Source organism: Dyella agri (genome assembly GCF_044904705.1).
GTDB lineage: Bacteria > Pseudomonadota > Gammaproteobacteria > Xanthomonadales > Rhodanobacteraceae > Rhodanobacter_A > Rhodanobacter_A agri.
Genome location: NZ_JADIKL010000001.1, coordinates 275,503 through 289,018 on the forward strand (window position 1 = coordinate 275,503; position 13,516 = coordinate 289,018).

Below are 13,516 nucleotides of genomic sequence, written 5' to 3' on the forward strand. Positions count from 1 at the left end.
CACGACGGCGGCGCCGGGCAAGCCGGCGCCGTCAACCGGCCTCGGGCAGCATCGCGGACAAGTCCGTCACGCCCACATCGATGCCGGACTGGCTGAGCAAGGTCGTGGCCTGTCCGCGATGGTGCGTCTGGTGGTTGAAGAAGTGCTGCATCAGATGCCCGAACTTCCTGACGAACGCCTGGCCCGAGCGGTTGCGATAGGTCAACGCCTGACCGTATGCATCATCCGTCGCTTCTGCGCAGAGCTGGATGATCGTTTCGTCCATGTCCCGGCGCGCCGCGCGCAGCTGGTCGAACTCGGGATAGAGGACCTCTGCGAGCGTGTACGGATGCGGCAAGCCACGCACGGGATCGAGCGAGCGGAACGCCGCCGGATGATCGGCGAAGCGCTTCAGCCAGATCGTGTCGGCCACCAGCAGGTGGTTGAGCGTGCCGAATACGGAACCAAAGAACGCGCCGCGATCCTCATGCAAGGCCTGCACGTCCAGTCGTGACGCGGCGTGGTAAAGCTTGTCGTTCATCCACCGGTTGTATCCGGCCATCAGTTCGAAATGATTCTTGAGCGACATGGTCATGGCATGGTCGAAGCGTGCAACCGATGGTAACGAAACCGCGCACCGGCACGACAGTTTCAACCGGCTTAGGGCAGAATTCCGACCTCCCCTCCAGCGTCCGGACCCCATGCCCGCCAGCGGCTATTCCCTGCGTGCCCAGTTCGTCGAAACCCTGACGGTCATCAAGCGTCCGGACGTGCCGCTGTGGGTGGTACTGCGCAATACCCTGGCGGTGGTGCTGCCGCTGGGCGCAGGACTGGCCACGGGCTACCCGGAAGTCGGCCTGAGCGTGGGCGCCGGTGCGCTGGACACGATGTTCTCCGACCAGCCCGGCCCCTATCGCCAGCGCATGCGCCGGCTGCTGCTGGCGGCGCTGGCGGCGGGACTGGCCGCACTGCTGGGCTTCACCATCGGCGGCCAGCTGCTGCCGATGCTGCTGGCCACCGCCGCGTTCGGCTTCTGTGGCGGCATGCTGGTGGTGTTCGGCACGGACGCCGCGCGCGTGGGCATGACCAGCATGATCCTGCTAGTGATCGCCGCTGCCACGCCGATCTCGTCCAAGAACGCCCTGCTCGCTTCCGGCCTGATCACCTGCGGCGGCCTGCTGCTCACGCTGTTCGCGGTGGCTGCCTGGCCGCTGCAGCGCTACCGGCCGGAACGCCATGCGCTGGCCGAGGTGTATGCCGGACTCGCGGCACTGGCGCGGCAACCGAACCAGGACGATCACGCGAACCTCGCACTCACCGACGCGATGACGTCGCTGCAGCACACCTTGCTCGGGCGCGATCGCGCACACGGTCGCGCGATGGAAGCGTTCGCCGTGTTGCTGGAGCTGGCCGAGCGCATCCGGCTGGAGCTGATGGCGCTGCCCGAACTGCATGCCGGTCCCGCCGAGCATGCACGCTACCGCGACGCCGCCGCGCGCGTGCTGGAAGATGTCGCGCACGCACTGGAAAACGGCGAGCCGCCCCACCAGGCAGAACAGGCGCTGGCCGCCTTGCACCACGACGTGCAGGCCGAGTCCGGCCGCAGCGCAGGCACCGGCTGGCTGGCGTCGCACCTGCGTGCCCTGGATGGCCAGCTGGCCGCCGCAGTGCGCAATGCGAACTGGGCGGGCAGCCGCGGCGAGTTGCGCGCGGCAGCGGCGGAAACGCAGTTGCCCCGCTCGCTGCAAAGCGGCTCGGCGCGCGCCATGCTGCGCGCCAATCTCACGCCGCGTTCGGTGGCATTCCGGCACGCGGTACGCATGGCGGTCTGCCTCAGCGCGGCGCTGCTGGTTTCGCGCCTGCTCGCGCTGCCGCACGGCTACTGGTTGCCGATGACTACCGCGATCGTGCTGCGGCCGGATTTCTCCGCCACCTTCAACTTCGGCCTGCTGCGCGTAGTGGGCACGGTGCTGGGCCTGGTGCTGACCACGGCGCTGCTGCACTTCACGCCACACTCGCCATGGGCGCACCTCGCGCTGATGGCGCTGCTGTGCATGGTGTTCCGCTGGTTGGCCAACGCGCACTACGGCATCGCGGTGGCCGCGCTCACCGGCACCGTGGTGATCCTGCTCGCGTTCGAAGGCGTCGACTCCGGCGTAGCGGTCACCGACCGCGTGATCAACACCGCGCTCGGTTGCGGCATGGCGATGCTGGCCTACCTGGCGTGGCCCACCTGGGAACGCGGACGCACGCACGGCGCGCTGGCCGAGATGCTGGATGCCTACGCCGGCTACCTGCGCGCGCTGGCCCAGCCGGAGCAAGGCGAGGCGCAGCGCGAGACGCGCAGCCTGGCACGTACCGCACGCAGCAATGCGCTCGCCTCGCTGGAGCGGATGCGGGCGGAACCGGGAACGCCGCAGACGCTGCTGGAGCTGGCGCGCACGCTGTTCGCCAACGGCAACCGACTGGTGCGCACCGCGATGGCGCTGGAAGCCCTTGGCGACGAACCGGCAACGCGGCCTGCCGCGGTGAACGCATTCGTCGCCACCTGCGCGAACGCCGTGCAGTTGGCCGCCGTTGCCCTCCGCGAGCGGCGAGCGCCCGATGCCTTGCCCGATCTGCGCGCACTGCAGCAGTCGCTGCTCGCTACGCTGCGCCAGGCTGACAGCCACCCCGAAGCCGAGTCGCTGATCCGGCTCAGCGACCGCCTGACCGACAATATCGACACGCTGGCTCACGTGCTCCGGCGCGCCTACCCGGCCCCCGCAGACGCATGACCGGGCTCAGCCGGCCAGCTCGCGCTGCAGCCAGGCCCGCGCCATCCGCCATTCGCGCTGCACGGTGCTGGTGGAAATCTCCAGCGCCATGGCGATCTGCTCCGCGCTCATGCCCATGAAAAAACGCATCGCCACGATGTCCGCCTGGCGGCGATCCAGCGTGGCCAACATGTCCAGGCACTCGACCAGGGCGCTGTAGTCGACTCCGTCGGACAGCTCCATGGAGATTTCGGTGATCTGCAGGCGGTCTGCCTCGCGCGGCCGCTTGGCGGCATTGCGGCGGCGCGCCGAGTCCACCAGCACCTCGCGCATCGCGCGCGCGGCCACGCCCAGCAGGTGTCGGCGATTTGCCCAGTCCGGCGCCTGCGTGCCGCCGAAGACCTTCAGGTAGGCCTCGTTGACCAGTGCCGTGGCGCTCAGCGTGCGCTCCATCTGTTCGTTGCCAAGCTGTGCGCGGGCGATGCCGTGCAGCGCGTCGTACATCTGGCGCAAGGCTTCGTTCAGGGCGACCGGATCGCCGGCCTGGGCGTCGTGCAGCAGTCGGGTCACCTCCACCGGATCGTTCAATGCTTCGCTCCTGTTCCATCGGCGGCCTTCTCGGCAACCATCAGCAGCGAATCGTGACACGACGCCGATGACGAATCGACTGCCGGCTCGCCTGGCGTGGCCGTACCCTCCCGCAACGGCTGGACCGACGCCGCCGGGGGACGGCAGTCCCGCTCAGGCGCCTGTGCCCCCGACGTCTGCCCACCCATCGCGGTGAGCTGCGCTGCGCCGTTGCGCGCCTGGCGCAAGCGGGCGTCCAGGCGCGCCGCATCGAGCGTGCGCCGATCGGCGGGACTGGCCTTGCTTGTGCGGTTGAAGTCCACCAGCTGCGCCAGCCATTGCGCTGCCTGGCCGGCGCGCCCGCCGAGCAGCGCCGCCTCGCCCTGCCCGGCCAGTATCCGGCCCCAGGCGTCCGTCATTTCCTGCGGCCCGCGCGTGCCCATCTGCAGTTGCGCTTCGCTGAAATCCCGCACGGCCGTATCCGCCTCGCCGCGGACCAGTGCCGCCTCGCCCAGCACGACCAGGGCGCTGACCCGGTTGTCCTGGGCCCACGCCTGGCCGGTGCGCGCACGCGCATCCAACTGCGCCAGCTGCGGCTGCAGCAAGGCGACGGCATCGGCGCTTCGCCCCAGCCGCATGTACACGTTGGCGAGTTCGGTCAGCGTGTACAGCTGGAAATCGGGCGACTCGCCGGCGAAGGACTGCGTGAGTCTGGCCGACCGTTCCAGCGCGTCGCGCGCGTCCGCAAGGCTGCCGACCTGGGCCAGCGCCACGCCGAAATAGGTGAGCAGGCCGGACATGCCAGGACCCGCCGAACCCACCTGCCGGTCGTAGTCGGCAATGGCATGGCGGAACAGCTGCACCGAGCCGGCGGGGTCCTGGCGCATCGATACCAGCGCCAGTACGAAGCGGTAATAGACCAGCGCGGGGTCGTCCTGCACATACAGATGCCGCGCCTCGTCCAGCGCCTGCCGCGCGCTGGCGATGGCCCCGGCATCGTCGTTCATCGAGCCCTGCGCCATCGCCAGCACGGCCTCGGCCTGCAGGCGCAGTTCGCGATCGGGCGACGCGTGTCCGTCGAGCTGGGCGAGTATCTGGCGCGCCTCGCGCGCGATCGGCCCGGCCGCCTCGGCCGGGCCACCCAACTCGTTGTAGAGCAGATTGATGCGCACCCGCAGGATCTCGTCGGCGTGGTCGCCGGGCACCTGTGCCAGCAACGCCATGGCCTCGCGGTCGAGCGGAATCGCCGCCGGCAGATTGATCACCGTGGAGTAGGCCCGGCCCAGCGCCGCCAGCACCCGACCGCGTTCCAGCGCACCGGCATCGTAGGAAGCCTGCAGACTGCGCGCTTCCTGCAGCAGCGGAATCGCCTGGCCGCCCAGCCCCAGCTGGTTGTACGCACGCCCCATCGACAGCAGCAAACTGACCCGTACCGGCGCAGCGATGCCCTTGCGCGACATCAACGTGGCAGCGCCGCGGTCGAGCACTTCGCGCACCGTGACATTGCTGCCATGCGCATGGGTGGGGTCGGCGTTCTCGAACAGGTTCTGCAGGAATCCGGCAATCGCCGCGGTCTTGTCGCGTTCCAGCTCCAGCCGACGCACCTGCTGCATCCGCTGCGTCGCGAAAGTCCCCAGCAGCGTCAGCACCAGCATCGCCGCGCCCGCACCGACCGCATGCCGGCGCACGAACAGCCGCGCGCGATACCAGGCCGCGCCGTGCCGGGCGCGCACCGGCCGCGCGGTGAGATAGCGCTGCAGGTCGGCCGCCAGCGCATCCACGCCCGCGTAGCGCTCGCAAGGATCGCGCCGTAGCGACTTCATCACGATGGCGTCGATGTCCGCCGGCACCTCGCGCCGCAGCGACGTTACCTCGGATTTGCGCAGGCGCTTGCTCGGCGGCAGCAACTTGCCGGTGTCGATGGCCTGCGACAGGCTCGCCGGGGAAACCTCGTCGCTTTCCCCGAACGGACGCACGCCGCACACCAGCTGGTACAGCACCACGCCCAGCGACCACACGTCGGCGCTGGTGCCCAGCGGCCGGCCGTGCAGCTGTTCGGGGCTGGCGTAGGCCAGGGTCAGGCTGCGCATGTCGGTCTGCGTGCGGGTGGCGGCCACGCCGCCGACGTGGTCGAGCAGCCGGGCGATGCCGAAGTCCAGCAGCTTCGGCTCGCCCTCGTCGGTGACCAGGATGTTTCCCGGCTTGAGGTCGCGGTGGATCACCAGGTGCTGATGCGCGTAATGCACTGCCGCGCACACCTTGAGGAACAGCGCCACCCGCTCGCGCAACGGCAGATCCTGGCGCTCGCACCAGCGATCGATGCGCTCGCCCTGCACGTACTCCAGCGCCAGGAACGAGCGGCCGTCGCTGGTGGTGCCGCCGTCGATCAGGTGCGCGATGTTGGGATGGTTGAGCGTAGCCAGGATGCGGCGCTCTTCCGCGAAACGCCGCAATGGTTCGCGCCCGGAGATGCCGCCGGTGTGCAGGAACTTGATCGCCACCTGCTGGCGCAATTCGTCCGGCGTCCCCTCGCCCAGCGCCCGCTCGGCCAGATAGACCACGCCGCCGCCGCCCTCGCCCAGGCGACGCAGGATGCGGTAACCGCTGCTGCCCGCCGCGCTGATCGTGGTGCCGATGGCCTCCTGCGCCGCCACCAGCCGCGGCAGGCTGTAGCCTACGGTCGCCTCGGCGGCCTCCAGCATCCAGCGCACTTCGTTGCGCAAGGTGTCGTCACCGCCGCAGTTCGCGACGACGTAGGGTTCACGCTCCGCTTCGACCAGATCCAGTGCGGCCAGTGCGATCGGCTTCGCGCGGAGGTAGCGTAATCGTCGCTCCTCGTTCACTGCAGTCCCCCTGTGCGCATCGCTCCGCGACGCGCTCCTGGACCCGCGGAGTATAGGCTTCCGCCATCCGCGTGTGCACGTGCCGGGCCGGGCCGGCACAAGGCATGCCGGCGCCGTGATGTGCGCTCGCGGCACGACTGGATATATCCCGACGTTCTAAACTGCCGGGATGCTCAAGATCGACAGCCACGCCCATATCCTGCCCCGCGACTGGCCCAACCTCGCCGCCAAGCATGGCGACGAGCGTTTCCCGGTGATGACCCACAGCGACGGCCGCCACCGCATCTACAAGGACGGCAAGTTCTTTCGCGAGGTGTGGGATTCGGCTTTCGATCCGCAAACCCGCATCGACGACTACGCCCGTTTCGGCGTGGACGTGCAGGTGATCTCCACTGTGCCGGTGCTGTTCTCGTACTGGGCGCAGGGGCACCAGGCGCTGGAACTGCACCGGCACCTCAACGAGCACATGGCCGGCATCTGCCGCGATTTCCCGCGCCACTACGCCGGCATCGGCACGGTACCGCTGCAGGCGCCGAACCTCGCCGTCCGCGAACTGGAGCGCTGTATCGACGAGCTGGGCCTGCAAGGCGTGCAGATCGGTTCACACTGCAACGACTGGAATCTCGACGCGCCGGAACTGTTCCCGTTCTTCGAGGCCGCCGCCGACCTCGGCGCCGCCGTGCTGGTGCATCCCTGGGACATGATGGGTATGGCCAGCATGCCGAAATACTGGCTGCCCTGGCTGGTGGGCATGCCCGCCGAGCAGGCGCGCGCGGCCTGCTGCCTTGCCTTCGGCGGCGTGCTGGAGCGGCTGCCCAAGCTGCGCGTGATGCTGGCCCACGGCGGCGGCAGCTTCCCGTGGACGATCGGCCGCATCGAACACGGCTTCCAGATGCGCCCCGACCTGGTGGCCACCGACAACCCGCGCAACCCGCGCGAATACCTCAAGCGCTTCTACTTCGACTCCTGCGTGCACGACGACCGCGCGTTGCGCTGGTTGCTGGATGTGACGGGCGTCGAGCAGGTGATGCTGGGCACCGATTATCCTTTCCCGCTGGGTGAGCAGGTGCCCGGTAGCGGCATCGAGGCCCTCGGGCTGGGCGACGCCGACCGTGCCCGCCTGTTCCACGGCACCGCGCTGGAATGGCTGGGCCTGCCCAAGCACCGCTTCGCACCCGATACCAACGCCTGAGGATTCTGCATGGGTTATCTGCGCTCCACCGTCGCCGCCGTCGTGCTCGCCGCCGGCCTGCTGGCGACCGTTCCCGCCCCGGCCGCTCCGGCCGCCGAGGTCAACATGGCCAACGGCAGCGTCAACTTCAGCACGCCGGACGGCTGGCTGGACATTTTGCAGACCGACGGCGATCCGGAAGTACGCGTGTTCCAGGTACCCGATCCCTCGCCCACCGGCCACACCACGCTGGCCCGCATCACCGTGACGGTGAAACAGGAACCCGACGCCAGCGACTTCCACTCCTACATGGACGAAGCCAACGCCAAGGCGATGGCGCTGCCCGGCTACCAGGCCGTGGCCAAGGCGGCCGAACCGAACAGCTACAGCTACATCGCGCGCGAAGCCGGCGTGGCGTCCAGCTACCGCGAACGCTACTGGTACCGGGACGGCCACGCGATCCAGCTGCGCTGCGTGCGCCCCCAGCAGAGCCAGGCGGGCGCCGCCTGGGTCGCCGCCTTCGACCGCGGCTGCGACGCGATCGCCGCGCGGCTGAAGTAACGCCTTCGCCTCTCCCCTGCACGCGGGGAGAAGCTGTCCCAAAGGATTGCCGATGACCTCCAGTTACCAAGCCACCGCCGCCTGGGCCCAGGCCGCCGATGATGCCGACCTGCTGCGCTCGTTCCGCGACGAGTTCCTGATCCCGCCGCACGAAGGCCACGACAGCGCCTATTTCTGCGGCAATTCGCTGGGGCTGCAACCGCGCGCGGTGCGCGCCGCGCTTGCCGCGGAGCTGGACGACTGGGCCGAGCTGGGCGTGGAAGGCCATTTCAAGGGACGCCTGCCGTGGATGGACTACCACGAGTTCGTGCGCGACCACCTCGCGGAAGTGGTCGGCGCGCAAGCCACCGAAGTGGTGGCGATGAACACCCTGGGCGTGAACCTGCACCTGATGATGGTGAGCTTCTACCGCCCGACCGCCGAGCGCCCCGCCATCCTGATGGAGGCCGGCGCCTTCCCCACCGACCGCTACGCACTGGAATCGCAGGTGCGCTTCCACGGCTACGACCCCGCCGATGCCCTGATCGAGCTGGAAGCCGATGAGCCGAACGGCACGCTGTCGATGGCGGCGATCGAACGCGCGTTGGCCGAACACGGCTCGCGCATCGCGCTGGTGCTGCTGCCCGGCGTGCAATACCGCACCGGCCAGGCCTTCGACCTCAAGGCGATCACCGCGCTCGCGCACAAGCACGGCTGCAGCGTCGGCTTCGATCTTGCCCATGCCGTGGGCAACCTGCCGCTGGCGCTGCACGACAGCGGCGCCGACTTCGCGATCTGGTGCAGCTACAAATACCTCAACAGCGGCCCCGGCGCGGTGGGCGGCGCCTTCGTGCACGGGCGCCACGCGCGTGCCGCGCTGCCGCGCTTCGCCGGCTGGTGGGGCCACGACAAGACCACCCGCTTCCGCATGGGTCCCGAATTCGTGCCCACGCCGGGCGCCGACGGCTGGCAGCTGTCCAACCCGCCCATCCTCGCGCTCGCGCCGCTGCGCGTGTCGCTGGAAATCTTCCATCGCGCCGGCATGACGCGGCTGCGCACCAAATCGCTGCAGCTCACCGGCTACCTGGAGTGGCTGGTGAACACCCAGCTCGCCGACGTGCTGGAAGTGGTGACGCCCACCGACCCCGCACGGCGCGGCGCCCAGCTCTCCATCCGCGTGCTCGGCGGCCGCGAACGCGGCCGCTCGCTGTTCGAGCATCTGATGGCGAATGGCGTGATCGGCGACTGGCGCGAGCCCGACGTGATCCGCATCTCGCCGGCGCCGCTGTACAACCGCCACACCGACTGCCTGACGTTTGCGCAGACGGTGCGGAAGTGGGCCGGCTGAGCTTCAGAGCCTGTCCACAGGCTCTCAAACCCGCTCGGCCAGCGGATAGAGCTCCTTATTTTCGCGCTGGATGCGCTGGTGCAACGCCTTGAACACGGCGTTGGCATCGTCGCGGAAACCCTGCGGATCCTGGGCAATCCTCGTGCTGAGGCTCCAGCGCCCGGCGAAAGCCGCATAGGCCGCTGCCAGACCGCCCATCTCCTCGCGGAACTGTCGACTGGTCCGCGCCACGTCACTGTCGGCCGCGTGTTCCATCGCCGGATAAAGCACGCGATCCTCGACGGCGAGGTGCAGCTTGATCGCCGAGCTGATCGCAACCAGCTGATCGTGGATCGCCGTCGCATGCTCGCGCGCACCCGCCTGCACCAGTTCCCGCAGGCCACCGATCGCCAACAGCAACTCCCCGTGCTGCCGCCTGAGCTTTTCGATATCCATGCCACCCCTCCCAGTGGTTGTCGGCCAAGATATCGGCAACGACGACACGCGCTTTAGGAGAGTTCCCGGCGGTCCGCACCTGGCCTCGCTACACGGGCACCGCCAGCCCCACCTTGTCGCGCGCCATCACCACGTTGGTGGTAAAGCGGCGGATGTTCTCGTTGTCGAACAGCAGGCGGCGGGAAAACGCCTCGAAATCGGCCATGTCGCGCGTCGTCACCATCAGCACGAAATCCGCCGCGCCGGTGACGTAGTAGCACTGCTGCACATTGGGGTCGGCGCGTGCGGCGCGGCGGAAGGCGTCCAGCACGTCGGCGCGCTCGCGCTCCATCTCCACCGACACCACGAAGGCCATCGCCTGCCCCACCGCGGCGGGATCGAGCAGCGCGATCTCCGCAGTAATCACGCCCAGCTGGCGCAGGCGCTTCAGCCGACGCTGCACCGCCGCGGCGGACAGCCCGATATCGGCGCCGATGCCCTCGCCGGTGGCGCGGGCATCGGCTTGCACCCGGCGCAGGATCTGGCGGTCGAAATCGTCGAGCAACAGTTCTTCAGTCATGCCGCACCTTAGCCTCGCGAAATGCGGCGTGGCAACCCGGAATGGGCGCATTGCGCGGCCAACCCGCAACCCGAAACGCGAACATAGGCCCATCCCGATCCGACGTCGGCCGGCTTCCCCAACCCTCTGGAACACCCATGATCGATCATCTCGAACTGCACACCCGCGACCTCGACGCCAGCCTGCGCTTCTACGACGCGGTGCTCGCGCCGCTGGGCTACGAACGCAAGGTCGACGGCACCGCCAAGGGCTACGGCAACGGCAACGATCTGGATTTCTTCCTCGTGGCCGGCGAACCATCGACGCAGGTCCACGTCGCGTTCGGCGCCGCCAGCCGCGCGCTGGTGGACCGCGTCCATGCCGTCGCGCAAGCCGCCGGGCATCAGGTAGACCGGGCGCCGGCACTGGCACCGCACATCCACCCGGACTATTACGCCGGCTACCTGCGCGACCCGGACGGACGGCTGATCGAATTCGTGTGCCATCGCCCCGAGTGACGGCCCGCCCGCGCCGCCCCAGGGCGGCGCGGCTCAACGCGAAACGGGATGCCGCACCTGGCCGTCGCCGCGCACCACGAAGCGTTCCACGGTAAGCGACTCCGCACCCATCGGCCCGTAGGCATGCAGGCGCGTGGTGGAGATGCCGATCTCGGCGCCCAGGCCCAGCTCGCCGCCGTCGCTGAAGCGTGAGGAAGCGTTGACCATCACCACGGCCGAACGGATCGCCTGCACGAAGCGTTGCGCGGCCGCCGCATCGCGCGTGGCGATCACCTCGGTATGGTCGGAGCCGTAGCGCCGGATATGGGCGATGGCTTCGTCCAGGTCATCCACCACGCGCACGGCGAGGATCAGGTCGAGGAACTCGGCCGCGTAGTCTTCGTCGGTGGCCGCATGCATGTCGGGCACCAAAGCACGGCTGGTGTCGTCGCCGCGCAGTTCAACGCCGCGTGCGCGCAGCGCCTCGACGGCGTGCGGCAGGAACGCGACGGCCGCATCGCGATGCACCAGCAAGGTCTCCAGCGCATTGCACACGCCCGGGCGCGAGGTCTTGCCATCGATCAGCAGGTTCAGCGCCAGCCCGGGATCGGCGGTGCGGTCCACGTACAGATGGCACACGCCCTTGTAATGTTTGATCACCGGCACGCGCGCGTGCTCGGCCACGAAACGGATCAGCCCCTCGCCGCCGCGCGGGATGGCGAGGTCGACGATGTCGGTCAGCTGCAGCAGCTCGACCATGGTTTCGCGGCGCAGGTCTTCCACCAGTGTGACCGTCGCTTCCGGCAAGCCATGGGCGCGCAGTGCCTCGTGCAATGCCGCGGCGATGGCCGTATTGGAATGGATGGCTTCGGAGCCGCCACGCAGGATGACCGCGTTGCCCGCCTTGAGGCACAGCGCAGCGGCATCTGCGGTGACGTTGGGGCGCGCCTCGTAGATCATCGCCACCACACCGAGCGGGATGCGCACGCGCTCCACCACGAGGCCGTTGGGGCGCGTCTCACGACGTGTCACCAGGCCGACCGGATCCGGCAATCCGGCCACTTCGCGCAAGGCGGCGGCAATGCCCGCCACGCGTGCCTCGTCCAGCCGCAGGCGGTCCAGCATCGCGCCCTGCACACCCTTCGCGGCGGCGTCCTGCATGTCGCGCGCGTTTGCAGCGAGTACGTCGGCGCAACGCGCCTCAAGCGATGCTGCCATGTCGTGCAACAAGGCCGCCTTGGCGGCGCTGTCTAGTGCGGCGATCGCCGGCACCGCCTCGCGGCAGGCCAGCGCCAGGGATCGGATCTCGCTCATGCTTCGACACCTCCAGCGATTTCTGCGGGGAGCACGGTGACCAGGTCGTCGCGATGCACGATCTCGTGGCCGTAGGTATAGCCCAGCACGGCTTCGATATCGCGGCTGTGCCGACCAGCCAGCCGGCGCACTTCGGTTGCCGCGTATTGGCTGAGGCCGCGGGCCACGGCCGTACCACCGGCATCCCTGATCTCCACCAGGTCACCGCGCTGGAACTCGCCTTCGGCAGCGGCGATGCCGCCCGGCAACAGCGAAGCGCGGCCACCGGCCAGCGCGAGTGCCGCACCGGCGTCCACGCGGATGCATCCGGGTGCCGCGGGTGCATGGCGCAGCCAGTACTTGCGCGCCTGCATTCGGGTCGCGGCAGCGTCGATCAGCGTACCGTGCAGGCAACCTTCCGCCAGGGCCGCCACGGTCGCCGCATCGCGACCGCTGAACAACACGGTGGGAATGCCCGCCGCCGCGGCCTTGGTTGCTGCTTCCAGCTTGGTGCGCATGCCGCCGGTACCCACCGTGCTGCCGCTGCCGCCGGCCATGGCGAGGATGTCCGGCGTGAGCGAGGCAACGCGCGCCAGCGGCACGGCGGCAGGATCGCGTCGCGGGTCGGCGCTGTACAACGCATCGATGTCCGAGGCGACCAGCAGCAGATCGGCGTCGACCAGGGCGGCGACGATGGCGGCGAGGTTGTCGTTGTCGCCCAGCTTCAGCTCGTCCACCGCCACGGTGTCGTTCTCGTTCACCACCGGCAACACGTCCAGCGCCAGCAGGCCGCGCAAGGTGGCGCGCGCGTTGAGGTAGCGACGGCGGTTGCGCAAGTCGTCGTGGGTGAGCAGCACCTGTGCCACCGGCCGCGCGGACAGCGATTGCCACAGCGCGATCATCGGCGCCTGGCCCAGCGCCGCCAATGCCTGCCTGGCGGCGAGATCGCCGGCTGCCGGCGCGTGCTCACGCAGCAGTGCGCGGCCCGCCGCCACCGCCCCGGAGGAAACCAGCACCACCTGTCGCCCCGCAGCATGGCTGGCGGCCACGAAACCGGCCAGCGCCGACGCGTGGCGCGCGGTGAGGCCGCCGCCATCGGCCGCCAGCAAGTTGCTGCCGACCTTGAGCACGGCGCGCTTCCAGGAAGGCAGCGGCTGTGCACGCAATCCGCGCCCGGAAGACGTCCCGCTCATGACGCGGCATTCGCGGGCGCGGAGATGCGGTCGCCGTGGCTCCGCGGCGACGACACCACCAGGAAACGCGCGTCGGCGCCGCTGTCATTGCGCATCTGGTGTGCGGCACCAGGCGGCACGTGCAGGCCTTCGCCACGGCGCAGGCGATGTGGCGCGCCGTCCATTTCCAGCACGACCTCGCCTTCCAGCACATAGAAGAACTGGCGCGCATGCGCATGACGGTGGCGTTGTTCCGCCGTATCCGTCGGCATGCGTTCTTCGATCACGCTGAGATCATCGCCAGCCAACAGATGCCAGCCGTCGCAGCCCTGTCCCCAGCGATAGTGCTCGGCATTCCCCGTACCGACCGCCCCCAT

Annotated in this window: 13 protein-coding genes; 5 read left to right on the forward strand and 8 right to left on the reverse strand. The window is 69.3% G+C overall.

Annotation, left to right across the window (positions count from 1 at the left end; all coding sequences use genetic code 11):
• Positions 1-31: 31 nt before the first annotated feature.
• Positions 32-682: a DinB family protein gene (locus tag ISP14_RS01130; RefSeq protein ID WP_404535342.1), complete on the reverse strand. Its 651-nt coding sequence runs from the start codon at positions 680-682 to the stop codon at positions 32-34.
• On the opposite strand from ISP14_RS01130, the gene ISP14_RS01135 reads away from it, so the two are divergent.
• Positions 681-2,756 carry an FUSC family protein gene (locus tag ISP14_RS01135; protein WP_404535344.1) on the forward strand — a complete coding sequence of 692 codons (2,076 nt, stop codon included), beginning with the start codon at positions 681-683 and terminating at the stop codon, positions 2,754-2,756. The genes ISP14_RS01130 and ISP14_RS01135 overlap by 2 nt on opposite strands.
• A 6-nt stretch (positions 2,757-2,762) precedes the next feature.
• Here the strand turns inward: ISP14_RS01135 and ISP14_RS01140 are convergent, their stop codons facing one another.
• Together ISP14_RS01140 and ISP14_RS01145 are read right to left on the reverse strand one after the other, a co-directional pair.
• On the reverse strand, positions 2,763-3,323 hold the full coding sequence (locus tag ISP14_RS01140) for an ECF-type sigma factor (RefSeq protein ID WP_404535347.1): 561 nt from the start codon (positions 3,321-3,323) through the stop codon (positions 2,763-2,765).
• Positions 3,320-6,145 (reverse strand): serine/threonine-protein kinase, encoded by a 2,826-nt coding sequence (locus ISP14_RS01145; RefSeq protein ID WP_404535351.1) that lies wholly within the window; start codon positions 6,143-6,145, stop codon positions 3,320-3,322. The genes ISP14_RS01140 and ISP14_RS01145 overlap by 4 nt, the downstream gene beginning before the upstream one ends.
• 169 nt (positions 6,146-6,314) lie before the next feature.
• On the opposite strand from ISP14_RS01145, the gene ISP14_RS01150 reads away from it, so the two are divergent.
• The 3 genes from ISP14_RS01150 to kynU are packed head-to-tail and all read left to right on the forward strand — an operon-like array spanning position 6,315 to position 9,204.
• On the forward strand, positions 6,315-7,337 hold the full coding sequence (locus tag ISP14_RS01150) for an amidohydrolase family protein (protein WP_404535354.1): 1,023 nt from the start codon (positions 6,315-6,317) through the stop codon (positions 7,335-7,337).
• Between the two features lie 9 nt (positions 7,338-7,346).
• The gene (locus ISP14_RS01155) at positions 7,347-7,877 is read left to right on the forward strand and encodes a hypothetical protein (protein ID WP_404535356.1); all 531 of its coding nucleotides are present in this window, start codon (positions 7,347-7,349) and stop codon (positions 7,875-7,877) included.
• A gap of 52 nt (positions 7,878-7,929) precedes the next feature.
• Positions 7,930-9,204 (forward strand): kynureninase, encoded by a 1,275-nt coding sequence (gene kynU / locus ISP14_RS01160; RefSeq protein ID WP_404535359.1) that lies wholly within the window; start codon positions 7,930-7,932, stop codon positions 9,202-9,204.
• Between the two features lie 24 nt (positions 9,205-9,228).
• Here kynU and ISP14_RS01165 read toward each other — a convergent pair whose 3' ends face one another.
• Positions 9,229-9,639: a hemerythrin domain-containing protein gene (locus tag ISP14_RS01165; RefSeq protein ID WP_404535361.1), complete on the reverse strand. Its 411-nt coding sequence runs from the start codon at positions 9,637-9,639 to the stop codon at positions 9,229-9,231.
• An 88-nt stretch (positions 9,640-9,727) separates the two neighbouring features.
• Entirely contained in the window at positions 9,728-10,198 is a 471-nt protein-coding gene (locus ISP14_RS01170) for an Lrp/AsnC family transcriptional regulator (protein WP_404535363.1), read from the reverse strand.
• Between the two features lie 137 nt (positions 10,199-10,335).
• Here ISP14_RS01170 and ISP14_RS01175 point away from each other — a divergent pair, with 137 nt between their 5' ends.
• Positions 10,336-10,695 (forward strand): VOC family protein, encoded by a 360-nt coding sequence (locus tag ISP14_RS01175; RefSeq protein ID WP_404535365.1) that lies wholly within the window; start codon positions 10,336-10,338, stop codon positions 10,693-10,695.
• A gap of 33 nt (positions 10,696-10,728) precedes the next feature.
• Here the strand turns inward: ISP14_RS01175 and ISP14_RS01180 are convergent, their stop codons facing one another.
• The 3 genes from ISP14_RS01180 to ISP14_RS01190 are packed head-to-tail and all read right to left on the reverse strand — an operon-like array spanning position 10,729 to position 13,516.
• Positions 10,729-11,988 carry a glutamate-5-semialdehyde dehydrogenase gene (locus tag ISP14_RS01180; RefSeq protein ID WP_404535367.1) on the reverse strand — a complete coding sequence of 420 codons (1,260 nt, stop codon included), beginning with the start codon at positions 11,986-11,988 and terminating at the stop codon, positions 10,729-10,731.
• Complete coding sequence (gene proB / locus ISP14_RS01185; protein ID WP_404535370.1) at positions 11,985-13,160, reverse strand: glutamate 5-kinase; 1,176 nt, start codon at positions 13,158-13,160, stop codon at positions 11,985-11,987. Before proB ends, ISP14_RS01180 begins: the two co-directional genes overlap by 4 nt.
• Positions 13,157-13,516, reverse strand: coding sequence for a cupin domain-containing protein (locus tag ISP14_RS01190; RefSeq protein ID WP_404535372.1), 360 nt, complete (start codon positions 13,514-13,516; stop codon positions 13,157-13,159). The genes proB and ISP14_RS01190 overlap by 4 nt, the downstream gene beginning before the upstream one ends.

What these genes read in the sequence shown, in the direction of transcription:
- ISP14_RS01190 (WP_404535372.1), bottom strand. Translation starts at nt 13,516, where the DNA reads ATGGGGGCGGTCGGTACGGGGAATGCCGAGCACTATCGCTGGGGACAG.
- proB (WP_404535370.1), bottom strand. Translation starts at nt 13,160, where the DNA reads ATGAGCGGGACGTCTTCCGGGCGCGGATTGCGTGCACAGCCGCTGCCT.
- ISP14_RS01180 (WP_404535367.1), bottom strand. Translation starts at nt 11,988, where the DNA reads ATGAGCGAGATCCGATCCCTGGCGCTGGCCTGCCGCGAGGCGGTGCCG.
- ISP14_RS01135 (WP_404535344.1), top strand. Translation starts at nt 681, where the DNA reads ATGCCCGCCAGCGGCTATTCCCTGCGTGCCCAGTTCGTCGAAACCCTG.
- ISP14_RS01155 (WP_404535356.1), top strand. Translation starts at nt 7,347, where the DNA reads ATGGGTTATCTGCGCTCCACCGTCGCCGCCGTCGTGCTCGCCGCCGGC.
- ISP14_RS01130 (WP_404535342.1), bottom strand. Translation starts at nt 682, where the DNA reads ATGGGGTCCGGACGCTGGAGGGGAGGTCGGAATTCTGCCCTAAGCCGG.
- kynU (WP_404535359.1), top strand. Translation starts at nt 7,930, where the DNA reads ATGACCTCCAGTTACCAAGCCACCGCCGCCTGGGCCCAGGCCGCCGAT.
- ISP14_RS01150 (WP_404535354.1), top strand. Translation starts at nt 6,315, where the DNA reads ATGCTCAAGATCGACAGCCACGCCCATATCCTGCCCCGCGACTGGCCC.
- ISP14_RS01170 (WP_404535363.1), bottom strand. Translation starts at nt 10,198, where the DNA reads ATGACTGAAGAACTGTTGCTCGACGATTTCGACCGCCAGATCCTGCGC.
- ISP14_RS01165 (WP_404535361.1), bottom strand. Translation starts at nt 9,639, where the DNA reads ATGGATATCGAAAAGCTCAGGCGGCAGCACGGGGAGTTGCTGTTGGCG.
- ISP14_RS01175 (WP_404535365.1), top strand. Translation starts at nt 10,336, where the DNA reads ATGATCGATCATCTCGAACTGCACACCCGCGACCTCGACGCCAGCCTG.